This window comes from Micromonospora sp. SL4-19 (assembly GCF_047921475.1).
Classification (GTDB): domain Bacteria; phylum Actinomycetota; class Actinomycetes; order Mycobacteriales; family Micromonosporaceae; genus Micromonospora.
On the sequence record NZ_JBLROB010000047.1, the window covers coordinates 1 to 23,508 of the forward strand.

The window sequence follows — 23,508 nt, forward strand, 5'->3', positions numbered from 1 at the left end:
GACGACGGCCAGCTCGTCGGCGAGCGTGGTCTTGCCTGCGGCGGGCGGTCCGTCGATGGCAACCCGCGTCGGATGTGTGACTGTGATGGACCCGACTGCCTCAGCCAGGCGGCCGAGCATCTCGTCGCGGGTGCCTCGGTCCATGTCCTGCCCCGTCCTACCTGCTCGGCCGACACCCGCAGGAAACCCGATGACCGTTTCCTGGACCCGCGTTCCTTCTGGAAGTCTGCGCCGAACCGCGCTCAGTTGATCCTCAGCCATGACCGAACAATTATCGGCCGTCTCGCGTCGACCGGCATACACGGATCAAAGGGCAGCAGGACGCGGTCCGGACGACATCCTCATCTGTCGCCGTCCGCGCCTGCTGGTTGATCGCGAGCGGCCACTGCCGGTAGCTGGCCTCTGAGTCGAGCGGGCATCCTGAACTGCCGAATTGAGTGCGCCGACCGCGTTACGTCGCCTTGTTGGGTAGGACGTCTGCTCGCGATCACGCCGCAGTCATCCTCCAGATGTGCCCGGCTGTGCCCCGGTTCGTTTGCTGACAGGTTACGGCCAGCTTTCGCGCTGTCGCTGCAGTCCGTCGAGGATCAGGTCGAGTCCGATGTCGAACTCCTCGGTGTACGCGTAACCAGGTTTCAGGGCGCGGTCGAGGATCATCTCGGTGAGGTGCGGGAATTCGTCGCGGGGCATCTGTTTCAGGATCGAGCCCGCCACGTCCTCGAGGTCGACGGATGATTTGAAGGGCAGGCTGAGCTCCTGGAGCGTGTACCCGTAGATGTAGCTGTCCAGCACGGAGAACGCGTGTGCCGCGCCAGCGATCGAGAAGCCTCCTGACCGTAGACAGCCGATGACCGCGTTGTGGTGGCGCAGCGTCGCGTGGCCCGGGTTTGTCCGCGAGTCCATCAGGCCTATCGCCCACGGGTGGCGGATCAGTGTGCCGCGCATCGAGACTGCCCGCCGTCGCATCGCGGTTCGCCAGTCGACGTCGGACGGGAGTTCGATCTCGCCGAAGACGAGGTCGAGCATGCCGTCGAGGATCATGTCCTTGTTGCGGAAGTGGTGGTAGAGCGACATGGCCTCGACGCCGAGGCGCTCGGCGAGCCTGCGCATGCTCGGCGCACCGGTGCCGGCCTCGTCCGCCAGCGCGACCGCTTCGCGAAGCACCATCTGCTTGCTGAGTGAGGTGCGGCGAGGCGTGTCGGCTGGCTCCGTGGCCACGAGGTCCTCCTGTCTGAGCGGATTGGACGGCTTGACAACCTTACACCGCAAGGTTGCACCTTACGGCGTAAGGATAGCGGCGGTGGCGAGCTGAGGAGAGGGTCGTGGAATCGATCGGTTTGGACGGGGTCAGGAAGCCGGGCACCGGCAAGAGGGTGTGCATTGTCGGCGCGTCCGGGAAACTCGGGCGCTACATGTTGCAGCACGCGTTGGACCGCGGGTACGAGATCGTGGGCGTGTGCCGGGAGCAGAGCGTATACAAGCTCGCTGAGTTCGAGGGACGGATCAGGGTGATCCCCGGAGCGACCGACGACCATACGGTCATCGCACGGGCGGTGAACGGATGTGACGCCGTACTCACGGTGCTGGTGCCGTGGGGGGTGAAGCAGTATGCCTCCGGTACGGCCCAGGCTGTGCTCGACCACGCACGTCCAGGCGCCCGTTTGATCTTCTCCTGCGGCTGGCACATCACCCGCGACGGGAAGGACGTGTACACCCGGAAGTTCAAGATGTACGCGGCCGTGTTCGGGCGGCTGGCGAAGCTTGCCCGTGTCGTGGACGTGGACGACCAGGTGGAGGCGTGCCGCAGGATCTTCGCCAGTGACACCAGCTGGACGGTCGTGCGAGGCAGCGACCTGGAGGAGGGCGAGAGCCAGGGCCTGCCGGTGTGGAGCCGGCACGTAGGCGACCCTGTCCTCGCGAGCAACCTGACCCGTCGCGTGGACTACGCCCGTTTCATGGTCGAGGCGGTGGAGAACGACGCCCTCGTCCACGAGGCCCCGGCCATCGTCGGCCGGCTGACCCCATCGGCCCTCGCCCACGCCGACGGACCGGCGTGAGCGTCCGGCTCGCGTCCGCCCTGCAGTCACGGATGGGCCTCGCCGGGAAGCCAGATGGAGGCATGTCCACGAATCCGCGGCCCCAGGCTGGTGGGCACAGCGCACTGGACTCGCCGCCATCTCCGCAGCTGCGGATGATGCCATTATCGATGGCCTGCTGTATTTCCTCGAAGCCGCCGCCCTACCGGCGTTGACGCCGTGCCCGCCGCCACAGTTCGGCGCGGATGGTTGGCCACCGCTGTTGAAACGCCTGTTGGGCGTACCACAACGTGTCCGGTGGGCACGACCGGCCACGGGAGCCGGTTACCGTCGCCGCGAACGCTTCAGCAGCGCGCATGCGGTAGTAGTGCCGCCAGCGCTCAGGCGACTCTCCCGGGCTGGCGTTGAGCTCTTGCGTCAGCCGGAAGCGCAGCGCGTCCACCTCATGTGATAGGTCCTCGCCAGTCGGCCAGTCCTGCGCCAACGCGGCGAGCACGGTGCGGACCACCGGCTCACTGCGCAGATCCTGCTCATCGGTGAGTAAGTCGAGCACCCACCGCAGCGCGTCGCGCTGTGTGGACTCGTCGGCGAGCAGCAACATGGCCGCCATGTCCGGATCCGCCGAGCCGAATATGCCCGGCGGGCGCGGGTCGTCCGGGATCGGCGTGCGTATGACCACCGTGGCGTGGGGCTGGTCCAACCAGGCGGGGTCCAACCGGATGCCGGTGCGCCGCTCGACAAAGGCCAGCTGGGCTGGGTAGCCCAGATCGTCGCGCAGTGGAGCACGATCCTCGTCGAGAGCCGTGGGCTGCTCGCCGCCGGGCTGGTTGTCGTCGAGGTTCTCCAGTCGCGTCAGTACCAGGCCGAAGGCGGCGTAACACAGGAAACTGCGTCCGTTGGCATCGCTCCACCACGAGCTATGCACCGAGACGCCATCGGATAACCACCGCAGGGCCTCGTCCCGGACGCCTTCCCAACCCCCCGTTTGGCACATGACCACGGCAGGCCCCACCTGGTGCAGGTGCAACGTACCCTCAGGTTCCTCGAAGTCCCACCCGGCAAGCTCCTCAATGTTGGCCGGGTCCCCGCCGAGCCGCCGTGCGACCTCCGCCACGGTGATTGGCTTGGTCAATGGCTGGACGACCGTCCAGCACCAGGGGAAGTCGACCAGATCCGGCTGCGCGTCGAGAAGCCGTTGGTACCACGCCACGTCCTCGGCAGCCATCGACACCCTCCTTCCACCTGTGATCGGCAGGTCTGAGACCACATTTCCCGGACAGTGCAGAATGCTCGCACGTCAAACGACTACGTCCAGCACCGAGTCGAAATACAGGGCTTGTCAACACTCGTCGAAATTGACCCCTACGGTTCCGCGATACCCCAGGGGGTCAGTTTTTCAGGATCCGGCGACAAGGCGTGCCCGAGCCACGACTGCGACCGGCCGGTCTGGCCGGCGAAACGCCGCCCGGCGACGTCTGCCGGCAAGCGCAGTCCTGCCTTGGCGTGCATGATGTGCGCATGACCTATCCTCCTCGGCTGTACCACGGCAAAGAGGGCGAGATCAGCGCAACCTACCGACCGGACGGTACCGCTCCGGAGCTCGTCTATCCGAACGGCACGCGGGTGCACTATCTGTCCACCGGCACTTCGACCGGCGGCCTGTTCGGCCTGTACCGATGGGAGTGCGGCCCCGACGTGACGGGGCCGGACCCGCACTTCCACCGGTCGATCACGGAGTCCTTCTACATTTTGTCCGGCACGATGCGAATCTATGACGGCAGGCGTTGGATCGATGCCGAACCCGGGGATTACGTGCACGTCCCGGCGGGCGGTGTCCACGGGTTCAAAAACGAGTCCGGAGCGCCGGTGTCAATGCTGCTGCACTTCTCGCCGGGTGCACCCCGTGAGGGCTACTTCGAAGGGCTGGTCCGGGTTGCGCAGATGAGCGAGGAAGAACGCACCGCGTTCTACCGTGAACACGACAACCTCTGGCTGGCCTGACCGGCGCGGCCCCGGGCCCAGGCCGGCGCGCTGTTCTTCCAGCCGACTTGTCCGGCGAGGTTCATGGCGTGTCTCGTGCGATCACCAGGTTCTCGACCGGCCTTGCAGGCGCTGAGCAGGATCTCACCGGAGTAGGGCCCTCAGTCGTTCGGCCGAGGGCCCTACTTCCGTTATCAACGGGATGAGCCAGCTCCGGCGGCGCCGCCCTGATGTGCCGGTCCTTGACCGCCAGCGTCGCGCACTGGTCGTCCGACGGCCACCACTCGCCGCCCGTCACCGACCCGCCACGGTTGGTCCTTGTCGACGCGCGACTGCCGCAACGCGACCCAACGGGCCTGCGCCTGCGTCACGATGTCGCTCATCGTCACGAAGCGGCCCGGCGCAGCTGCGGGAGGTCCTGGTTGGCCGGCACGTTGAGCGTCTCCTGTGCTATCAGCGGCCGGATCCGACGTTCGAACTCCGGCGAGACGAACGCGCGGCGGATGAGGTCGTTGGCGAGTTCGTTGCCGAGCGCACCCATGATCATGGCCTGGTCGAGCGAGAGGTGGCGCTTGGCCACGGTGCCGCTGCCGACCGCGATCGCGTCGTAGAAGCCGCCGGGGCCGTACGAGTCGAAGTTGGCCTCGAGCCGGGTGAGGTTGTCGACGACCGCTGCCTTGGCGTACGGGAGAGCGAGGAACGCCGCGTGCGGAGTCACCACGCCGTCGCCGTAGTCGGGGTCCGGGCCGGCCGGGCGGCAGTCGCCGAACCCCGCGTCATACTTCGAGCGCTCCATGTCGGACGGGTAGCCGTCGGTGTCCATGCCCATCGCGTCGACGCCCCAGGCCATGTAGCCGCCGGCCGGATCGCTGGCCGGGGAGAAGCCCCAGTATCCGTACCCAGCGTCATTCATTCCGTGTTCGATCTGGCCGGCGACCGTCGCGGGATGGTTGCGACCCCAGCTGTTGGGCGCCCACCTCGCCTCGGGCACGAACAGGTCGGGCATCAGCGCCTCGAACATGTCGCCGCCCCAGCTGGGTACGAACTGGATGCCGCGGTACCGGTACGCGCCCTCGTACACCGGAACGCCCTCGTAGGTGGTGTCGAAGCCGACCGGCTGCATCTCGTGCCAGCTCCAGTCGCAGGTGGCCGGCAGGGTGCGCATCGTGTTGTAGTAGGCCTTCGGCGGAATCTGGCCCATCGCGATGCCGAGGTACGTCGCAATACGCGGTTCGGTGACCGTGATGTCGTAGTGGTTGCAGGTGAACCAGACGCCGTCGCGCTGCCGCGAGCACCCCGGGGGTGGCGCGTCCCAGAAGCCGCCGGCGATCAGGCCGCTGGCCCCGAACGGGGTCGCCGCCGCCGGGTTGTAGTAGAAGCCGAAGTTCATCTTCCGCAGGATCGCGTCGGCCTTGCCCCGCAGCTCCGGCACGGCGCCCTTGACCACGTTGAGCGCGGCCGCGAGCCAGCCGTTGTCCACGCTGGACAGGAACGGGTAGACGGTGCTGCCGTTGTCGGGCCAGACCGTGACGACCGAGCCGTCCCGCGGGTCGTACCAGTTGTAGTACATGCCCGACGCGGTGTGGTGCTTGAGCCGGGCGAGCGTGTCGAGGGTCTGGGCGATCCGTTCGCGGGCTTCCGTACGCGAGATGATGCCGAGCTTTTGGGCGACCACCGCCGACCACATGTAGCCGCCGATGTTGGTGGGGGACGTGTAGGTGGCGCGGCCGGCGGCGGCGAGGTCGCCGGTGATGTTGTCGGCGACCAGGCCGGTGCCGGGGTCGGTCATCGCGGTCATCGACCGCCACGTGTCCTTGGCATAGCGGAGCAGGGTCCGGTCGGTGCCGCGCTCGTCGGGTGCCGCGACGGCGGCCGAGCCGCCTGTCAGCATGAGCGCCAGCGCGAGGAGCGGTGCGAGAAGGCGTCGCATGGGTCTCCTTGTCTGGTTCCGGGGACGGGTCACTTGATTCCGGTGGTCGCGATGCCGCGCAGGAAGTGCCGCTGGAGGAGCACGAACACGACGAGCACCGGGAGCACGACCACGACCGCGCCGGCGAGGAGCAGGCCGTAGTTGCGTTCGTTCTCGCCGACGCTGTAGAGCGCGAGGGCGACCGGCAACGTGTACTTGTCCTCCGTGGTGGCGACCACCAGGGGCCACAGGAAGTTGTTCCAGGACGCGAGGAACGTGAGGATCCCGAGGGCGGCCAGTGCCGGCCGGCACAGTGGCAGCACCACCCGCCAGAAGATCCGGAACTCGCCGGCGCCGTCGACCCGGGCCGCCTCGATGAGCTCGTCGGGGATCGACTGGAGGAACTGCCGCATGAGGAAGACGCCGAACGGTCCGACGAGGAACGGCAGGATCAGGCCGGCGTACGTGTTGGTCAGGCCCATGTTGCTGACCAGCACGAACTGCGGGACGAAGGTCACCATGCCGGGCACCATGAGCATGCCGAGCACGGCCAGGAAGAGCGCCCGCTTGCCGGGGTAGCGCAGCTTGGCCAGCGCGTACCCGACGAGCGAGCAGAACAGCAGGTTGCCGACCATGACCAGGGCCGCGACCAGCGCCGAGTTGAAGAAGTAGAGCGGAAAGTCGAGCCGGGAGAACAGCCCCCGGAAGTTGTCGAGCGTGACCGTCTCGGGCCACCAGGTCGGCGGCACGTCGCGGATCTCCCGCTCCGGCTTGAGCGACGAGATCGCCATCCAGACGAATGGTCCGGCCACGGCGAGCAGTCCGAGGACCAGGACGGCGTAGAGCACGGTCTTCGCGACCCGGTCACGGGTGCGCGGAGCGGTGTTCATCGTGGCCATCGTCAGTTCCTCTCACCCAGCAGGCGGAACTGCACGACCGACAGCGCCACGATCGCCAGGAAGAGCACATAGCTGGCAGCGGCCGCGTAGCCGTAGTTGCCGAAGCCGAACTGGTTGTAGATGTGGAACGAGACCGACAGCGTCGAGGACAGCGGGCCGCCCTGCGTCATGACGAGCGGCTCCTCGAAGAACTGGAGATAGCCGATGCCGGTGACCACCCCGCCGAAGAGCAGCGTCGGCCGGAGCATCGGCAGGGTGACGTTGCGGAACTGCTGCCACCGCGTCGCGCCGTCGAGCGTCGCCGCCTCGTAGAGGTCGGCCGGCACCGCCTGGAGCCCAGCCAGGAAGATCACCATCAGGAAGCCGAAGTTGCGCCACGCCGCCATGACGATCAGCGACGGCAGCGCGAGCTTGCTGTCGTACAGCCAACTCGGCCCGTCGATCCCGACCAGTCGCAACAGGTTGTTGACCAGCCCGACCTCCGGGTCGAGCAGGAAGCGCCAGACCACCGCGAGCGCCACGATGCTGGCCACGACCGGCAGATAGAAGCCGACCCGGAACAGCGCGCGGAAGCGTACGAGCCCGGAGTTGAGCGCCGTCGCGGCGGCCAGCGCCAGCACCATCGTCAGCGGCACCCCGACGACCACGAACACGAGAGTGTTGACCGACGACCGCAGGAACAGCTGATCGGAGAACAGGCGGGTGTAGTTGTCGATGCCGACCACGTTGACGGCCAGCGGGTTACGCAGGTCGGTCGAGCGCAGGTCGGTGAAGCTCATGACCAGCGAGACCACCACCGGCAGCGCCATGAACACGAGGAACAACACGGTGAAGGGCGCGGAGAAGGCCCAGCCGGTCAGCGCCCGCCGCAGGCGTTGACGCCGCCGGACCGACCCGGCGTGCCGGCCGGGGCTGGTCGCCCCGACCGGTCGCGCCGGTGCCGTCGCCGCGGAGGCGCCGGCCATGTCAGCTCCCGGTCCCGATGGCGCCCGCCTTCTCCTGGATCGCCTTCGCCGTCGCGGCCGGGTCCGCGTTCTGCTTGCACAGCTTCTCGACCTCGAGGTCGAACTCGGCCGCGATCTGCTCCCAGGTCGTGATCGCCGGCGGCGCCTTGGCGCTCTTGAGCTGCTGGCCGAACGCGGCCAGGAACGTGTCGCCGGCGAGTGTCGAGTCGTTCCAGGACGACTGCACGGCGGGCAGGTCCTTGACGGCCTGGTACCACTTGACCTGCACCTCGGGCTTGCTCAGCCACTGCACGAACTTCCAGGCGCCGTCACGGTTCTTGGCGTCCTTGAAGACCGCGAGATTGCTGCCGCCGATGAACGAGGTCGATGACTTCTTCATCGGCATCTGCGCGACCGCGTACTTGTCCTTGAAGCCGGCGCCGCCCTGCTCCTCGACGATGCCCATGTGCCACGGGCCGGAGATGAACGCACCGATCTCACCCTTGACGAAGCCGGGCTCGAGCGAGCCTTCCGGCAGCGCGGTCGGGGACAGGCCCTCCTTGAAGAAGGACTGGTAGTAGCCGAGCGCCTCGGTCATCTCCGGGGTGTCGAAGCTCAGCTTGGTCGCGCTGGCCACGTCGGCGCCGTTGGACCAGGCGAACGGCAGGACCGACTGCCAGCTGCCGGTCTTGCCGGGCTGGAGGTTGAGGCCCCACTTGGCGCCGGCCTTCTCCTTCATGCCCTTGGCCATGGCCTTGAGGTCGTCCCACGTCTTCGGGCCGTCCGGGAACCCGGCCTTGGCGGCCATGTCCTTGCGGTAGTAGATCAGCCGGGTCTCGACGTACCACGGGACGCCGTACGAGGTGTTGTCGACGATCGTGGTGTCCCAGGCGCCGGGGAAGAAGTCGTCCTTCTTGATCAGCTCTGGGGTCGGGTCGAGCGCGCCGGTCTTGGCGAACTCGCCCTGCCAGGTGGTGCCGATCATCGACACGTCCGGCGTCTGCTTCGCGGCGATGGCGCTCGCGATCTTCTGGTGCGCCGCGTCCCAGGGCACCGCCGTCACGGAGACCTTGGCGTCGGGGTTCTCGGTGGAGAACTCCTTGGCGAACTCGGCGAGCTTCTCACCTTCGGTGCCCATCGCCCAGACGGTGATGTCCCCGCTCGCCTTGCCCGCGCCGACGGACTTCGCCTCTTCCTGGCCGCCACCCGAGTCACGGCCACAACCGGCCAACGCGACCGACGCGGCCAGGACGACCGTGGCCGCGGCGGCTAACCGCCTACTTCTCATGTCGTACCTCCAGGGGGTTGGTGGTTCCGAGGGGTGTGGGCTGTTCACCTGCCGGTAGCCGCAGTCGGGGGCGCCGGGCAACCGCAACTGCGGCGCAGGACGAGTTCGGTGGGCAGCACGAGACTGCCCGCGGGGGTGTTGCCGGGCCGTTCGGCGGCACGCAGGATCAGCCGGGCCGCCTCGGCGGTGAGCTCGCGTACGGGTTGCCGGACGGTGGTCAGGGCGGGGTTGACGAGAGCGGCGGCCGGCATGTCGTCGAAGCCGGTGATGATCAGATCCTGCGGCACCCGCAGGCCCCGGCCGAGCGCGCCGACCAGCACGCCGAGGGCGATCTCGTCGTTGGCGCAGACCACCCCGCCGGGCCGGGGTGTGTCGCCGCACAGCAACTGGTCGGCGGCGAGCACCCCGTCGGCCTGCTGCATGCTGACGGCGACCGGCTCGGCGGGCGGCTCGATGCCGAGGTCGTGGTGTGCCCGCCGGAAGGCGGCCCAGCGGTCACTGACGTCGGGCGAGCCCTCCGGGTTGCCGACGAAGACCAGATCGCGCAAATCGTGGTCGGCGAGCAGGTGTCGGGTGAGCGCCAGCATGCTGCCGGCGTTGTCGGCGCGCACCGAGGGGATGTCGCCAGGTCCCTCGCCGGCGACCACCACCACCGGGACCATCGTGGCGAGCCGGAGCAGCGCCTCGTCGGAGATGGTGCCGCCGATGACGGCGACGCCGTCCACCCGGCGGCCCATCTCCAGCACCTGGTCGTCGGAGTCGGAGCGCAGGTGCGTGCAGAGGATGTGCACGCTGGCCCGGGACGGCACCGCCTCGGACTCGAAGCCCTGGATCAGCTCGGTGAAGTAGGGGCCGGACAGGCCGGGGAAGACCAGGCCGAGGGCGCCGTGCCGGCCGGCGGCCAGGGCCCGACCGAGGTGGTCGGGGCGGTATCCGTGCTTCTCGATCGCCTCCAGCACCCGGCGGCGCATCTCCTCGGAGACCTGTCCGGTGCCGTTGGAGACCCGGGAGACGGTGGCCACGGAGACGCCGGCGAGCTTGGCGATCTCGCGAACCGTCATCCGGCTGTTGCCCATCGCTACCTCGATCCGTACCGCCCGGTCGCAGTAACCGGTTTCAGGCGACCATAAGCAGCCGGGACGAAGTTCACAAGTGTCGAATCCACAATCTCCTACACGAGCAGCTCTGCCCCATATGTCAGAAGCCCTCATCTCTCACGCCGTACCGGGGACCCGTTCGGCAAGTCCGTCACCCTGTGCCGGACGATCAGGTTCCCCGGGGCCGCGAGGTCGCGTACAGTGATCACCATGACCGCGCACCTGTCCTGCTGGTGGCCCGCCGACCTGGCGGCCCACCCCCGCGCGTAGCTTCCCCACGCGGCCGCCCGACGAGGCGGCCGCCGGTCTCCCCCGGCATCCCCGGGCCGCCCCCGCCGGCGGCCACCGGCCCACCGAGGAGACCCGATGACCAGCCCGCACGACCCGCTCGCCGCCGTCGCCGCAGGAGTCGACCCCGGCCCGTTCGCGCTCGTCCGCCGCGAAGGCGCCGACCACCTCGACCTGTTCACCGGCACGGTACGCACCGCCGAGCGGCTCGCCGACATCCCGCTGCCCGACGGCGGCCCCGGGCCGCGCACCCTGGCCCTGGTCCCGTTCCGGCAGATCACCGAGCGCGGGTTCTCCTGCGTCGACGACGGCACGCCGCTGGAATGCCTGGTGGTCGAGCGACACCGACGGATCCCCCTCGCCGAGGTGGTGGCCGCCCTGCCCGACGCGCCCGTGCTCACCCGGGACGCGGCGTTCGACATCTCCGACACCGAGTACGCGGCGACGGTCGAGCGGGTCCTCGCCGAGGAGATCGGCCACGGCGAGGGGGCGAACTTCGTCATCCACCGCACCCTGCGGGCCACCGTGCAGGGCGAACCCCTGGTGGCTGCCCTGGCCGCGCTGCGCCGGCTGCTGCTGCGCGAGCGGGGCGCGTACTGGACGTTCGTGGTGCACACCGGCACCCGGATCTTGGTCGGGGCCAGCCCGGAACGGCACGTCAGCGTCGACGACGGGCTGGTCATGATGAACCCGATCAGCGGCACCTTCCGGCACACCGGCGCGGCGGCGGACCGGGACGCGCTGCTGCGCTTCCTCCACGATCCGAAGGAGGTCGAGGAGCTGTACATGGTGCTCGACGAGGAGCTGAAGATGATGGCCACCGTCGCCGAGCACGGCGGCCAGGTGGTCGGGCCCTACCTGAAGGAGATGGCGCACCTGGCGCACACCGAGTACCTGCTCGCCGGGCAGGGCTCGCTGGACGTGCGGGAGGTGCTGCGGGAGACCATGTTCGCCCCCACCGTCACCGGCAGCCCGATGGAGAACGCGTGCCGCGTGATCGCCCGGCACGAACGCACCGGCCGCCGCTACTACGCCGGGGTGCTCGCCCTGCTCGGCCGGGACGCCGCGGGCCGGCAGACCCTCAACGCGCCGATCCTGATCCGGACCGCCGAGTTGTCCCCCACCGGCGAGCTGCGGGTGCCGGTCGGGGCGACCCTGGTCCGGCACTCCACCACCGCAGGCGAGGTGGCGGAGACGCACGCGAAGGCGGCCGGGGTGCTCGCCGCGCTCGGCCTCGGCCCGGACGCACCGGAGCCCGGCCCCCGCCCCGCGGTCCGGCTGGCCGACGACCCGCACGTACGCGCCGCCCTCGCCGCCCGCAACGCGCCGCTGGCCCGGTTCTGGCTGGACCAGCGCGCTCCGGGCACCACCGCGCTGCCCGGGCTGACCGGCCGCCGGGCGCTGATCGTGGACGGTGAGGACACCTTCACCGGGATGCTCGCCCACCAGCTCCGCGCGCTCGGCCTGACAGTGGCGCGCCGCGACTGGCGGCACCCCGGCCCGATCGACGGGTACGACCTGGTGGTGGTCGGTCCGGGACCGGGCGACCCGAACGACCTGGCCGAGCCGAAGATGGCGACGATGCGGGCGCTGCTGGGCGAGCTGCTGGCCGGTGGCCGACCGACCCTCGCGGTCTGCCTCGGCCACCAGCTGCTCGCCGGGCTGCTCGGGCTGCCGCTGCACCGCCGGGACGCGCCCTATCAGGGCCTGCAGCGGGACGTGTCGGTGTTCGGCGCGACCCGCCGGGTCGGCTTCTACTCCAGCTTCACCGCCCACGCCCAGGCGGACCGGGTCGCCACCGCGTACGGCCCGGTGGAGCTGTCCCGCGACCCGGCCGACGGTGCGGTGCACGCGCTGCGCGGGTCGGCCTTCGCCGGCGTGCAGTTCCACCCGGAATCAGTGCTCAGCCGCGACGGCATGGCCGTGCTCGCGGACCTGCTCGGGCACCTGCTCGCCCATCCCGCGCTGACCGGGCATGGACCGGCCGATCGCGGGTAGGGCGAGGACGACCGGTGGTCCGGGCGGGTCGAGAGCCCTCGTCCGGCCACCGGTCGCCACCCGCGCTGTTCAGCCGGCCAGGCCTCGCTTCAGCGCACCGCCCATCTGCACCGCCCGCTTGGCGGTCAGCGCGGTGGCCGCCAGGGCCATGTGGTCCGGGGCGATCTCGCCGTTGTTGCTGGTGTGCGAGGCACCGTACGGGTTGCCGGCGACGAACTGGCTGGGGTCGGTGTAGCCGGGGGTCACCACCACGCCGCCCCAGTGGTAGACGACCGTGAACAGCGAGAGCAGTGTCGCCTCCTGGCCGCCGTGCGAGGTGGCCGTCGAGGTGAAACCGCTGTAGACCTTGTTGGCCAGGAGGCCTTGGGCCCATAGCGGGCCGGTGGTGTCGATGAACTGCTTGAGCTGCGCGGCGATCATGCCGTAGCGGGTGGGCGAACCGAAGATCACCACGTCGGCCCAGGTCAGGTCGTCCGGCTGGGCCTCCGGCACGTCCTGGGTCTCCAGGCGGTGCGCCTCCCAGCCCGAGTTGGAGCGGATCGCCTCGTCGGGTGCCAGTTCACGCACCTTGCGCAGGCGTACCTCGGCACCGGCCTCCCCTGCGGCCTCGCACGCCGCCTGCGCCATCTGGTACGTGATGCCGGTCGCGCTGTAGTAGATCACCGCGACCTTGACCTGGCCATCCATCAGACGTTTCCCCCTCAGTGTCGGGTCAGCTTCGGCGGCTACCCGTTGCTTGCGGCGGCAAACACCGACGCCGACGGGCCGTGGCAGGCGCCGCCCGCCTCGCCACGATCGATCAGCTGTGGGGGCTCAAGATTTGCGCAAGTTACCGGCCAGACCACGGCCCGGAAACCGGACACCAGGGATCCTGGACGCACCCGGTATAGGCGGACCTCGCCGCCCGCCCCGGGGGGTACCTGAAACGGGGGATCGCGCTCCGTCGGCAGCGCGGCTGACGTAGCGCGATCAGGGGTTTGTGCTCCTACTCCTCCTATTCGTCCGACTTCCCCGGCATGCCGTCCGCCCCGGCGGGGATCCTCTCGGTGACCCGTGAGAGGAAGGACGAACCCATGCGACTGACCGAACAGCAGATCCGGTCGCTGTACGGGCAGGACGTCCAGGACCGCTCGGGCGCCAGGATCGGCAGCGTGGGCCAGGTCTGGGCCGACGCCGCCGGCGAGCCCACCTGGGTCAGCGTGCAGACCGGCCTCCCGGGCCGCCACGAGTCGATGGCCCCGCTGCACGACGCCCGGTTGCAGGAGGGCCGGCTGCGGGTGCCGTACGACAAGGCGACCGTCCGCGGCGCCCCCGCCGTGGAGAGCGGCACGGACCAGCCGCTGGGCGTGGACCAGCTCACCCTGCTCTACCGGCACTACCAGCTGTCGGGGCAGGGCACGGTCCGGCAGCCGGGGCAGCCGGCCGGCCCGTCGGAGGTGACCCGCTACGAGGAACGACTGCGGGTCGGCACCCAGCGGGAGCCGGTCGGCACGGCGCGGCTACGCAAGCGCGTGGTGACCGAGAACGTGCACACCACCGTCCCGGTCGCGCACGACGAGGTGACCGTCGAGCGCGAGCCGATCACCGACCGCGCTGACGTCCCCGGGATCGGGGAGGAGCCGGGCGAGCTGGTGCTGTACGCCGAGCACCCGGTGGCGGTCAAGGAACGGGTCCCGGTCGAGCGGGTCCGGCTGAGCAGCCACGAGGTCATCGAGCGGCGGCCGGTCAACGCGCAGGTCCGCCGGGAACTGGTCGACACGGACGTGCCGGAGCAGGCGCGCCGGACCGACTGACCCACGGCATCCCTGGCGGGCGGGCAGCGACCCGCCCGCCCGGTCGTGGCCGGCGGAAACGTCGGTGCGCCCGCCTATGCTGGCCCTCCACCATCGACGGGAGGCCAGCCGTGCCCGTACGGCTCACCGGCGCCGAGGCCCTGGCACTACGGATGACCAGCCTGCTGCTGCGCCCACACCCGCAGGCACGCCCCGACAGCGTGGCCGAGGTCGTCGAGTGGTTCGGCGCCATGCAGGCCCAGGACGTGGCGAGCGGACTGTGGTCGCTCGGCGTGCGCCTGCCGGGGCGCACCCAGGCTGACGTGCAGGCGGCACTGGAGCGGCGGGAGGCACTGCGCACCTGGCCGATGCGGGGCACCGTCCACCTGGTGCCCTCCCGCGACGCCCACTGGATGCTCGCGGTGACGGGCATCCGGACGCTGGCCGGCGCCGCCACCCGCCGCGCCCAGCTCGGGCTCACCGAGGCCGACGCCGACCGGGCCGCCGACGTGCTGGGTGCCGCGCTCGCCGGCGGCCGGCGCCTCACCCGCGCACAGTGCCTGGCCGCGCTCGGCGCGGCCGGCATCGACACCGCCGGGCAGCGGGGCTACCACCTCCTCTGGTACGCCAGCCAGCGCGGCGTCACCTGCATCGCCCCGCACGTCGGCATCGAGCAGACGTTCGTCCTGCTGGACGAGTGGGTGCCCGACCCGCACCGCCCCGACCGTGACGAGGCGCTCGGCCTGCTCGCCCTGCGCTTCGTGCGCAGCCACGGTCCGGTCACCCGGCACGACCTGGCCCGGTGGACCGGCCTGACCGTCACCGACGCGAAGCGGGGCATCGCGGTGGCCGCCGACGCCCTCACCCCCGTCGAGGTCGACGGCGCCGAGGCGGTGGTCGCCGCCGCCCTGCTGGACGCGCCCCGCGAGCCGGTCGACGACGTGCACACGCTGCCCGGCTTCGACGAATACCTGCTCGGCTTCAAGGACCGCACGCTGATGCTCGATCCGGCGCACGCCGCAGCGGTCGTCCCGGGCGGCAACGGCGTCTTCCAGTCGACGGTGGTGCGCGGCGGCCGGGTGGTCGGCACCTGGAAGCGGACGATCGGCAAGACCTCGGTCGCGGTGACCGTGCAGCAGCTGACCCCGTTCGACGCCGCGCTGCGGTCCCGCGTCGAGTCCGCCCTGACCGACTACGCCCGCTACCTCGGCCGGCCTCTTCGTCATTCCTGGTGACGGCCCACTTCTGCCCATATTTGTCAGGAGATGTCGCGCTCGACGGTAGGCTGGCGCGGTGCGCAGCGGGCAGGAGAGCGGAGAACCGGCGGGTGACGACTGCTCGTCCCGCGTCGCCCTCACCATCAACGGCGTCGACCACGACCTGACGCTGGACAACCGCACCACGCTGCTGGACGCGCTGCGGGAACAGCTCGGCCTGACCGGCAGCAAGAAGGGCTGCGACCACGGCCAGTGCGGCTCGTGCACCGTGCTGCTCGACGACCGGCGGGTGAAGAGCTGCCTGATCCTGGCCGTGACCCTGGGCGCCCGCACCGTGGTCACCGTGGAAGGGCTCGCCGGGGCGGGCGACCTCTCGCCGCTGCAGGCCGCCTTCATCGCCCACGACGCCTTCCAGTGCGGCTACTGCACCCCCGGGCAGCTCTGCTCGGCCACGGCCCTGCTCGACGAGGTGGCCCGGGACTGGCCGAGCGCGGTCACCTGGGACCTGGCGGCGCCGGTGCAGCTCACCGACCCGGAGATACGCGAACGGATGAGCGGGAACCTGTGCCGCTGCGCGGCGTACCCGAACATCGTGGCCGCGGTCCGCGAGGCGGCCGCCCGATGAGACCGTTCCGCTACCACCGGCCCACCGACGTCGCCGAGGCCGTCGCCCTCCTCGACCGCGAGCCCGACGCGGCGTACCTGGCCGGCGGCACCAACCTGGTGGACCTGATGAAGCTCGGCGTGCAACGGCCGGGCCTGCTGGTCGACGTGACCCGACTGCCGCTGGACACCGTGGAGGCCCTGCCCGACGGCGGAGTGCGGATCGGCGCGACCGTCCGCAACAGCGACCTCGCCGCCCACCCCGTCATCCGGCGGGAATACCCGGTGCTCGCCCGGGCGCTGCTCGCCGCCGCCTCCGGCCAGCTGCGGAACATGGCCACCACGGGCGGAAACCTGCTGCAACGCACCCGCTGCCCCTACTTCCAGGACGTGTCGAAGGCGTGCAACAAGCGGGAACCCGGCACCGGCTGCGCGGCGCTGCACGGACAGAACCGGGACCTGGCCGTCCTCGGGTGGTCGGAGCACTGCGTGGCCACCCACCCGTCCGACATGGCGGTCGCCCTGGCCGCGCTGGACGCCGTGGTCGAGGTGCACGACCGGAACGGCCCACGGCAGATCCCCCTCGCCGAGCTGCACCGGATACCCGGCGACCGGCCCGAGCAGGAGACCACCCTGCCTCGGGGCGCGCTGATCACCGCGGTGCGCGTGCCGGCGTCACCGCTCGCCCGTCGCTCGACGTACCACAAGGCACGCGACCGGGCGTCGTTCGCCTTCGCGGCCGGTTCGGTGGCCGCCGCGCTGGACCTGGCCGGGGACGTGGTCCGGGACGTCCGCATCGCGTACGGCGCGGTGGCGCACCGGCCGTGGCGCGCGTACCGGGCGGAGGAGACGCTGCGCGGACGGACCTTCTCCCCCGACCTGGCCGCCCAGGCGGCGGACGTCGAACTCGACGCCGCTCGGCCGTTGCGGCACAACGCCTTCAAGGTGCCGCTGATCCGCAACCTCACCGTCCGGGCACTGGCGGAGCTGGCGGGGCAGCCGTGACCGCGTCGGCAGTGGGTCGGGAGCACGCCCGGCTGGAGGGCCGGGACAAGGTGACCGGTGATGCCCGGTACGCCGTCGAATACCCGACCGACGACGTGACGTACGGCTGGACGGTGGCGGCGACCGCGACCCGTGGCCGGATCACCCGGATCGACCCGGCCGCGGCGCTGGCGACGCCCGGGGTGCTCGACGTGCTGCACCACGGCCACGCGCCGCGGCTGGTGCACGGCGTGGACGCCACCCTGTTCCTGCTGCAGGACCCGGCGGTGCACTACCGCGGCGAACCGGTGGCGGTCGTGGTGGCGCGGACGCTGGAGGCGGCGCGGGAGGGGGCCCGGCTGGTCCGGATCGACTACGACACCGAGCCGCACAGCACCGTCCTCACCGAACACCATCCGGGCCTGTACCGGCCGGACAAGGTCAACCCGGGCTACCCGACCGACACCGCCGACGGGGACTTCGACGCGGGCTTCGCCGCCGCGGAGATCCGCGTGGACGCCACCTACCGCACCCCGGCCTACCACAACAACCCGATGGAACCGCACGCCACCACCGCCCGCTGGCAGGACGGCCGGCTGCTGGTGCACGACTCCAACCAGGGCTCAACCCCGGTCCAGGCCACCCTCGCCGGGTTGTTCGGGCTGCCCGACGAGGCGGTCCGGGTGATCTCCGAACACGTCGGCGGCGGCTTCGGCAGCAAGGGGGCCGCCAAGGCGCCCGTGGTGCTCGCCGCGCTCGCCGCCCGGCAGGTGGGCCGGCCGGTCCGGCTCGCCCTGACCCGACAGCAGCTCTTCGGCCCGATCGGCTACCGCACCCCGACCATCCAGCGGGTCCGCCTCGGCGCCGACACCGACGGCACGATCACCGCGATCTGCCACGACGCGATCAGCCAGACCTCGACGATCCACGAGTTCGCCGAACAGACCGCCGTCTACACCCGCAGCATGTACGCGGGCCGCCACCGGCGGACCACGCATCGGCTGGTGCAGCTGGACGTGCCGACCCCGTTCTGGATGCGCGCCCCGGGCGAGTGCCCGGGCGCGTACGCGCTGGAGTCCGCGATGGACGAGCTGGCGACGGCGTGCGGCCTCGACCCGGTCGAACTGCGGATCCGCAACGACACCGCGGTCGACCCGGAGCAGGGGCAGCCGTTCAGCAGCCGGAACCTGGTCGCCTGCCTCCGCGAGGGGGCCCGCCGGTTCGGCTGGGCCGACCGGGACCCGACGCCCGGAATCCGGCGCGACGGGCGGTGGCTGGTGGGGACCGGGGTCGCCGGGGCCAGCTACCCGGCGCGGTCCCGGGCCGCCGCGGCGGCGGTCACCGCCGCGCCGGACGGCACCTTCGAGGTACGGATCAACGCCACCGACATCGGCACCGGCGCCCGGACCGCCCTGTGGCAGGTGGCCGCGGACGCCCTGGCGGTGCCCGACGACCGGGTGGCGATCCGGATCGGCGACAGCGCACTCCCCCCGGCCGGCGTTGCCGGGGGCTCGATGGGGACCGCCTCCTGGAGCTGGGCGGTCATCCGAGCCTGCGAGGGCCTGCGCCACCGGATCCGGGAGTCTCCCGACGGGGCGGTGCCGGCCGACGGCCTGACCGTCGAGGTGAGCACCGCCGACGAGATCCGGGCGCAGCCGGCCCGGCCCCGGCACGCGTACGGCGCCCACTTCGTCGAGGTACGGGTGGACGCCGACACCGGCGAGATCCGGGTCAACCGGATGCTCGGCGTCTTCGCCGCCGGTCGGGTGGTGAACCCGACCACCGCCCGCAGCCAGTTCATCGGCGGCATGACCATGGGCCTGTCGATGGCCCTGCACGAGGAGGGCCTGCTCGACGAGCGGTACGGCGACTGGGTCAACCACGACCTCGCCACCTACCACATCAGCGCCTGCGCCGACGTCGAGCGGATCGAGGCGTACTGGCTGCCGGAGGAGGACGCCGAGCTGAACCCGGCCGGGGTGAAGGGGATCGGCGAGATCGGCATCGTGGGCAGCGCCGCTGCCGTCAACAACGCCGTCCACCACGCCACCGGCATCCGGATCCGCGACCTGCCCGTCCGGCTGGACAAGCTGCTGGACCGGCTGCCCGGCGTCGACTCCGCCCCGGCCGGCCACGCCCGCTGACTCGGTCTGCCGCTGATCCCAGCTGGAGGCTGCTGGTGGCCCCGCGGGCAGTTCAGCCCGCGGGGCCCGTTGTCACAGGGTCAGTTCCACAACTGGAAGGTGTCGCTGCCGGAGCAGGCCCACTGGATGATGCTCCCGTTCTGGCCGGCGTCCGATGCCTTGGCGTCCAGGCACGTCCCGGCACCGGCGTTGTGCAGTCCGGCGTTGGCGTCGCCGTTGGTGTTGAGCTGCCCGCTGCCCGAGAACCACCACCGCTGGAAGGCATCGCCGGTGGTGTTGCAGGCCCACTGGAAGATCGCGCCGCCGTTGCGGATGTCCGATGCGTTGGCGTCCAGGCACGTGCCGGTACCGACGTTCTGGAGCACCGGGTTGTAGTTGTTCGCGCCGACCACCACACGCCACTGCTGGTAGCTGTCGCTGCTGTTGCAGGTCCACTGGGCGATCCTGCCGCCGTTGCGTACGTCGGACGAGATGGCGTCCAGGCAGGTGCCGGCGCCCCGGCTCTTCAGCTGGAACGAGAAGCCGCTGATGGCGTCTCGCGCCGTGTCCAGGTAGTTCCTCCACGCCCCGTTGTTGTACGTCGACCACGGGGTCCAGTTGCTGCCGTGGCTGGAGATGTTCCATGCCGCGTTGGCGTTGCACTGGACCTGGTAGGCGCAGGCGTCACTGACCTCGGAGTGCCAATAGTTGTTGATCTGCCACAGGCCCCGGTCGATCGAGCCGGGGTTCTGGCCCTTCGCCGACGGGTTGCAGCTCGACTCGGCCATGGCGACCGCCACGGCGACCACGATCTTCCGGACGTTGCCCGCGGAGGTGCTGATGTTCTCGGTGTAGGAGAAGCCGGCCTTGGCGGCCACCTTGGCGCAGACCGTGGCGGCGGCGGAGGCAGTCACGCCCATCGTGTCGCCCGTGGCCGCACCCGCGTTGAGCGATGCCGGCGCCTGCCCGGCGGTGCGGTCGGCCGAGGCCGAGGCCGCACCTGGCGGAGCCATCAATACGGTGGCCAGCACCACGGCCAACAGTCGCACCGGCCGAATCCGGCCGACGCTCCGCCACCACGGGGATCTTCTGCTCAGGGGATCGGATCGCACACATGCCTCCCAAGGACGAGGGCTTATCCACTAGGAAACTGTCCACTTCGCGCTCCGGATGCGAACGGTCACCATCACTATGACACATGTAAATGCCTTGATATAGCTTTCCTGGACCGCCTGTCGGCACGCTGAGGGGCCGGTGGCGTGTGCCACCGGCCCCCACGGTTCGCGTCGCTCAGTCGGCGAGCGCGCCGGCCGCCCGCCCCTCGTGCAGGGTCAGATTCCGCCCGGTGGCCGGGTCGAACAGGTGGATCTTCTCCAGGTTGAACCAGACCCGCCGCCGCTCGCCCTCACGCACCGGCGACTCGGCCGACAGCCGGGTGACCAGGCTCGCGCCCGCGCCGGTGAAGTCGACAGCGCCCGCGTCCGCGGCCAGCTCCTCCAGCTCGGCGGCGCTGGCCCGCTCCCCCTCGACCGTGAAATAGACGTACTTGTCCGAACCCATCGACTCGACGATGTCGACCGGCGCCTCGAACTCCATACCCCGGCGGCGGGTCTCGTCGTCGACCAGCGCGGCGTCCTCGAAGTGCTCCGGGCGCACACCCAGGATCAGCTCGCGCGACGCGTCGCCCGTCGAGAGCTGCCGGCGTACCCGGTCGCCGATCGGCACGTCACCGAGGGCGGTCCGCAGGTGACCCTCCTCGACGGCGGCGTGCAGGAAGTTCATCGACGGTGAGCCGATGAAGCCGGCGACGAAGAGGTTGCGCGGGTGGTCGTAGAGCTCCTGCGGCGCGCCGACCTGCTGCACCGCCCCACCCCGCATGATCACCACACGGTCACCGAGCGTCATCGCCTCGGTCTGGTCGTGCGTGACGTAGACGGTGGTGGTGCCGAGCTGCTTCTGCAGCCGGGACACCACGGTGCGCATCTGCACCCGCAGCTTGGCGTCCAGGTTGGACAGCGGCTCGTCCATCAGAAACGCCTTGGGCTGGCGGACGATCGCCCGACCCATCGCCACCCGCTGCCGTTGCCCGCCGGAGAGGTTGGCCGGCTTGCGGTCCAGCAGCGGGGTCAACTCCAGAACCTTTGCCGCCTCCTCCACCTTCTGGTCGATGGTCTCCTTGTCGAGTTTCGCCAGCCGCAGCGGGAAGGCCATGTTCTCCCGCACGGTCATGTTCGGGTAGAGCGCGTACGACTGGAACACCATGGCGATGTCCCGGTCCCGGGGCGCACGGTCGTTGACCCGCTCCCCCGCGATGCGCAGCTCACCGGAGCTGATGTCCTCCAGCCCGGCGATCATGTTGAGAGTGGTGGACTTCCCGCAGCCGGAGGGGCCGACGAGGATGACGAACTCGCCGTCGGCGATCTCCAGGTCGACGTCCCGCACCGCCACGGTCCCGTCCGGGAACCGCTTGCTCACCTTGTCGAGCACGATGTCAGCCACGACTATCACCTATCCCTTGACGGCGCCGGAGGTCAGGCCGGAGACGATGCGGCGCTGGAAGAAGAGGACGAAGAGGATGATCGGAACGGTGATCACCACGGCGGCGGCGCAGATCGCCCCGGTGGGGTCCTCGAACTGCGACGCGCCGGTGAAGAACGACAGCGCGGCCGGCACCGTGCGGGACCGCTCGGTGGAGGTCAGCGAGATCGCGAAGAGGAAGTCGTTCCAGCAGAAGATGAACACCAGGATGGCCGTGGTGAACAGCCCCGGCGCGGCCAACGGGGCGATGACCCGCCGGAACGCCTGGCCCTGGGTGGCGCCGTCCATCTTCGCGGCCTTCTCCAGGTCCCACGGGATCTGCTTGAAGAACGCCGACAGCGTGTAGATCGCCAGCGGCAGGGCGAAGGTGATGTACGGCAGGATCAGGCCCGGCCAGGTGTCGAAGAGGCCGAGCTGCCGCTCGATCTCGAACAGCGGCGAGACCAGGGACACCTGCGGGAACATCGCGATCAGCAGGGACACCCCGACCAGCAGCCGCTTGCCGGGGAAGTCCAGCCGGGAGATCGCGTAGGCGGCCATCGCGCCGAGCACCACCGCGATCAGCGTGGCGATCAGCGCGATACCGATCGAGTTGACCAGGGCCCGGACGAACTGGTCGGTGTCGAAGATCGTCCGGTAGTTGTCCAGCGTCCACTCCCGGGGGACGAATTTCCCGTCGGTGAGCGTGGCCGGGGTCTTGAACGACAGCGAGGCGATCCAGAGCACCGGGACCAGCGCGAAGACGACGACGATGACGTCCAGCAGGCCCCAGCGCAGCTTCGCCCGCCCAGTGGTTCGGGTGGTCATGTCAGCGCCTTTCCCCGTCGTCGCTGCCGGGGGCAGCGGTGCCGAACAGCTTCACGAAGACGAAGGCGATGATCGCCACGGTGAGGAAGATCAGCACCGACATCGTGGAGCCGATGCCGAGGTTCAGACCCCGGATCAGGTTGTTGTAGGCGAGCATCGACACCGACGAGGTCTCGTTACCGCCCGCCGTCAGGACGAAGATGTTGTCGAAGACCCGGAAAGCGTCCAGGGTGCGGAACAGCAGGGCGACCAGGATCGCCGGCTTCATCACCGGCAGCATCACCTTGGTGAACCGCTGCCAGGCCGTCGCGCCGTCGGTGGAGGCGGCCTTGAGCAGGTCCTCCGGAACCAGCGCCAGGCCGGCCATCAGCAGCAACGCCATGAACGGCGTGGTCTTCCAGATCTCCGCCAACATGATGATCGCCAGCGAGCTGGCCCGCTCGGTCAGCGGCGCGCTGCCCTCGAAGAGATTCGCCAGGTAGCCGGTGCCGGGCGTCCACGCGTACCGCCAGGAGAAGGCGGCGACGACCGTGACGATGCCGTACGGAATCAGCGCCGCGGTCCGGACGATGCCCCGCCCGACCAGCGTCCGATGCATGATCAATGCCAGACCCATGCCCAGCACCAGCTCGACCGCGACGGTGATCACGGTGATCAGCGCGGTGACCCCGAACGCGGTCCACCAGAACTGGTTGGTCAGCACGGTCGCGTAGTTGTCCAGCCCGACGAACTCGCGCTGGTCCGGGAAGCGCAGGTCGTAACGCTGCAGCGACAGCCAGACCGAGTAGAGGATCGGGTACGCGGTGACCAGCACCATCACCACCGCGGCCGGCGCGCACAACAGCCAGCCGAGGCGCCGCTCGGCGCGCTTGTTCTCGCTCAGCGGCGGCTTCGTCCGGCGCCCGCCGCGCTGCGCGGGCACCGCGGCGTGCCGTCCGGCGGAGCGGGTGGTCTCCTCGGCGGCGACGTCCGCACCCGTGGGAGTGGCGTTGACGCTCATGCCGTCACCTCCGTGCGGTCCTGGC

The 23,508-nt window shown here is 70.4% G+C and carries 20 protein-coding genes and 1 pseudogene; 8 read left to right on the plus strand and 13 right to left on the minus strand.

The window, feature by feature from the left end; genetic code table 11:
* Nucleotides 1–144, minus strand: a pseudogene (locus tag ACNAVT_RS30240) (uridylate kinase); the annotation flags it as partial.
* Between the two features lie 402 nt (nucleotides 145–546).
* On the minus strand, nucleotides 547–1,218 hold the full coding sequence (locus tag ACNAVT_RS30245) for a TetR/AcrR family transcriptional regulator (RefSeq protein ID WP_416301225.1): 672 nt from the start codon (nucleotides 1,216–1,218) through the stop codon (nucleotides 547–549).
* Nucleotides 1,219–1,322: 104 nt separating this feature from the next.
* On the opposite strand from ACNAVT_RS30245, the gene ACNAVT_RS30250 reads away from it, so the two are divergent.
* Nucleotides 1,323–2,057 carry an NAD(P)-dependent oxidoreductase gene (locus ACNAVT_RS30250; protein ID WP_416301226.1) on the plus strand — a complete coding sequence of 245 codons (735 nt, stop codon included), beginning with the start codon at nucleotides 1,323–1,325 and terminating at the stop codon, nucleotides 2,055–2,057.
* 181 nt (nucleotides 2,058–2,238) lie between these two features.
* Here the strand turns inward: ACNAVT_RS30250 and ACNAVT_RS30255 are convergent, their stop codons facing one another.
* Entirely contained in the window at nucleotides 2,239–3,261 is a 1,023-nt protein-coding gene (locus ACNAVT_RS30255) for a hypothetical protein (RefSeq protein ID WP_416301227.1), read from the minus strand.
* A 191-nt stretch (nucleotides 3,262–3,452) separates the two neighbouring features.
* Here ACNAVT_RS30255 and ACNAVT_RS30260 point away from each other — a divergent pair, with 191 nt between their 5' ends.
* Nucleotides 3,453–4,037 carry a cupin domain-containing protein gene (locus ACNAVT_RS30260; protein WP_416301228.1) on the plus strand — a complete coding sequence of 195 codons (585 nt, stop codon included), beginning with the start codon at nucleotides 3,453–3,455 and terminating at the stop codon, nucleotides 4,035–4,037.
* Nucleotides 4,038–4,401: 364 nt separating this feature from the next.
* Here the strand turns inward: ACNAVT_RS30260 and ACNAVT_RS30265 are convergent, their stop codons facing one another.
* From ACNAVT_RS30265 to ACNAVT_RS30285, 5 genes are read right to left on the minus strand one after another with little or no spacing between them, the layout of a single operon-like run.
* Nucleotides 4,402–5,946, minus strand: a complete 1,545-nt coding sequence (locus ACNAVT_RS30265; protein ID WP_416301229.1) for a glucoamylase family protein — start codon at nucleotides 5,944–5,946, stop codon at nucleotides 4,402–4,404.
* A 29-nt stretch (nucleotides 5,947–5,975) separates the two neighbouring features.
* Nucleotides 5,976–6,824: a carbohydrate ABC transporter permease gene (locus ACNAVT_RS30270; RefSeq protein ID WP_416301231.1), complete on the minus strand. Its 849-nt coding sequence runs from the start codon at nucleotides 6,822–6,824 to the stop codon at nucleotides 5,976–5,978.
* A 2-nt stretch (nucleotides 6,825–6,826) separates the two neighbouring features.
* A complete protein-coding gene (locus ACNAVT_RS30275) occupies nucleotides 6,827–7,789 on the minus strand; it encodes a carbohydrate ABC transporter permease (RefSeq protein ID WP_416301232.1) in 963 nt (320 codons plus the stop codon).
* A gap of 1 nt (nucleotide 7,790) precedes the next feature.
* Nucleotides 7,791–9,056, minus strand: a complete 1,266-nt coding sequence (locus ACNAVT_RS30280) for a sugar ABC transporter substrate-binding protein (RefSeq protein ID WP_416301234.1) — start codon at nucleotides 9,054–9,056, stop codon at nucleotides 7,791–7,793.
* A 44-nt stretch (nucleotides 9,057–9,100) separates the two neighbouring features.
* On the minus strand, nucleotides 9,101–10,132 hold the full coding sequence (locus tag ACNAVT_RS30285) for a LacI family DNA-binding transcriptional regulator (protein WP_416301236.1): 1,032 nt from the start codon (nucleotides 10,130–10,132) through the stop codon (nucleotides 9,101–9,103).
* Nucleotides 10,133–10,519: 387 nt separating this feature from the next.
* Between ACNAVT_RS30285 and ACNAVT_RS30290 the strand changes: the two genes are divergently transcribed.
* The gene (locus ACNAVT_RS30290; RefSeq protein ID WP_416301238.1) at nucleotides 10,520–12,439 is read left to right on the plus strand and encodes a chorismate-binding protein; all 1,920 of its coding nucleotides are present in this window, start codon (nucleotides 10,520–10,522) and stop codon (nucleotides 12,437–12,439) included.
* 69 nt (nucleotides 12,440–12,508) lie between these two features.
* Here ACNAVT_RS30290 and wrbA read toward each other — a convergent pair whose 3' ends face one another.
* Complete coding sequence (wrbA, locus tag ACNAVT_RS30295; protein WP_416301240.1) at nucleotides 12,509–13,126, minus strand: NAD(P)H:quinone oxidoreductase; 618 nt, start codon at nucleotides 13,124–13,126, stop codon at nucleotides 12,509–12,511.
* A gap of 386 nt (nucleotides 13,127–13,512) precedes the next feature.
* On the opposite strand from wrbA, the gene ACNAVT_RS30300 reads away from it, so the two are divergent.
* From ACNAVT_RS30300 to ACNAVT_RS30320, 5 genes are all read left to right on the plus strand, one after another.
* Nucleotides 13,513–14,232: a PRC and DUF2382 domain-containing protein gene (locus ACNAVT_RS30300; protein WP_416301241.1), complete on the plus strand. Its 720-nt coding sequence runs from the start codon at nucleotides 13,513–13,515 to the stop codon at nucleotides 14,230–14,232.
* A 110-nt stretch (nucleotides 14,233–14,342) separates the two neighbouring features.
* Complete coding sequence (locus tag ACNAVT_RS30305; RefSeq protein ID WP_416301243.1) at nucleotides 14,343–15,446, plus strand: winged helix DNA-binding domain-containing protein; 1,104 nt, start codon at nucleotides 14,343–14,345, stop codon at nucleotides 15,444–15,446.
* A 58-nt stretch (nucleotides 15,447–15,504) separates the two neighbouring features.
* A complete protein-coding gene (locus ACNAVT_RS30310; protein ID WP_416301245.1) occupies nucleotides 15,505–16,053 on the plus strand; it encodes a 2Fe-2S iron-sulfur cluster-binding protein in 549 nt (182 codons plus the stop codon).
* The gene (locus ACNAVT_RS30315) at nucleotides 16,050–17,036 is read left to right on the plus strand and encodes an FAD binding domain-containing protein (protein WP_416301247.1); all 987 of its coding nucleotides are present in this window, start codon (nucleotides 16,050–16,052) and stop codon (nucleotides 17,034–17,036) included. The genes ACNAVT_RS30310 and ACNAVT_RS30315 overlap by 4 nt, the downstream gene beginning before the upstream one ends.
* The gene (locus ACNAVT_RS30320) at nucleotides 17,033–19,159 is read left to right on the plus strand and encodes a xanthine dehydrogenase family protein molybdopterin-binding subunit (RefSeq protein WP_416301249.1); all 2,127 of its coding nucleotides are present in this window, start codon (nucleotides 17,033–17,035) and stop codon (nucleotides 19,157–19,159) included. The genes ACNAVT_RS30315 and ACNAVT_RS30320 overlap by 4 nt, the downstream gene beginning before the upstream one ends.
* 80 nt (nucleotides 19,160–19,239) lie before the next feature.
* Here ACNAVT_RS30320 and ACNAVT_RS30325 read toward each other — a convergent pair whose 3' ends face one another.
* From ACNAVT_RS30325 to ACNAVT_RS30340, 4 genes are all read right to left on the minus strand, one after another.
* Entirely contained in the window at nucleotides 19,240–20,187 is a 948-nt protein-coding gene (locus tag ACNAVT_RS30325; protein WP_416301251.1) for an RICIN domain-containing protein, read from the minus strand.
* Nucleotides 20,188–20,428: 241 nt separating this feature from the next.
* Nucleotides 20,429–21,637, minus strand: coding sequence for an ABC transporter ATP-binding protein (locus ACNAVT_RS30330; protein WP_416301253.1), 1,209 nt, complete (start codon nucleotides 21,635–21,637; stop codon nucleotides 20,429–20,431).
* 9 nt (nucleotides 21,638–21,646) lie between these two features.
* Entirely contained in the window at nucleotides 21,647–22,483 is an 837-nt protein-coding gene (locus ACNAVT_RS30335; protein ID WP_416301255.1) for a carbohydrate ABC transporter permease, read from the minus strand.
* Between the two features lies 1 nt (nucleotide 22,484).
* Nucleotides 22,485–23,483, minus strand: coding sequence for a carbohydrate ABC transporter permease (locus ACNAVT_RS30340; RefSeq protein ID WP_416301257.1), 999 nt, complete (start codon nucleotides 23,481–23,483; stop codon nucleotides 22,485–22,487).
* Nucleotides 23,484–23,508 lie beyond the last annotated feature (25 nt).

What these genes read in the sequence shown, in the direction of transcription:
- wrbA (WP_416301240.1), bottom strand. Translation starts at nt 13,126, where the DNA reads ATGGATGGCCAGGTCAAGGTCGCGGTGATCTACTACAGCGCGACCGGC.
- ACNAVT_RS30255 (WP_416301227.1), bottom strand. Translation starts at nt 3,261, where the DNA reads ATGGCTGCCGAGGACGTGGCGTGGTACCAACGGCTTCTCGACGCGCAG.
- ACNAVT_RS30275 (WP_416301232.1), bottom strand. Translation starts at nt 7,789, where the DNA reads ATGGCCGGCGCCTCCGCGGCGACGGCACCGGCGCGACCGGTCGGGGCG.
- ACNAVT_RS30280 (WP_416301234.1), bottom strand. Translation starts at nt 9,056, where the DNA reads ATGAGAAGTAGGCGGTTAGCCGCCGCGGCCACGGTCGTCCTGGCCGCG.
- ACNAVT_RS30300 (WP_416301241.1), top strand. Translation starts at nt 13,513, where the DNA reads ATGCGACTGACCGAACAGCAGATCCGGTCGCTGTACGGGCAGGACGTC.
- ACNAVT_RS30315 (WP_416301247.1), top strand. Translation starts at nt 16,050, where the DNA reads ATGAGACCGTTCCGCTACCACCGGCCCACCGACGTCGCCGAGGCCGTC.
- ACNAVT_RS30340 (WP_416301257.1), bottom strand. Translation starts at nt 23,483, where the DNA reads ATGAGCGTCAACGCCACTCCCACGGGTGCGGACGTCGCCGCCGAGGAG.
- ACNAVT_RS30265 (WP_416301229.1), bottom strand. Translation starts at nt 5,946, where the DNA reads ATGCGACGCCTTCTCGCACCGCTCCTCGCGCTGGCGCTCATGCTGACA.
- ACNAVT_RS30290 (WP_416301238.1), top strand. Translation starts at nt 10,520, where the DNA reads ATGACCAGCCCGCACGACCCGCTCGCCGCCGTCGCCGCAGGAGTCGAC.
- ACNAVT_RS30285 (WP_416301236.1), bottom strand. Translation starts at nt 10,132, where the DNA reads ATGGGCAACAGCCGGATGACGGTTCGCGAGATCGCCAAGCTCGCCGGC.
- ACNAVT_RS30335 (WP_416301255.1), bottom strand. Translation starts at nt 22,483, where the DNA reads ATGACCACCCGAACCACTGGGCGGGCGAAGCTGCGCTGGGGCCTGCTG.
- ACNAVT_RS30270 (WP_416301231.1), bottom strand. Translation starts at nt 6,824, where the DNA reads ATGGCCACGATGAACACCGCTCCGCGCACCCGTGACCGGGTCGCGAAG.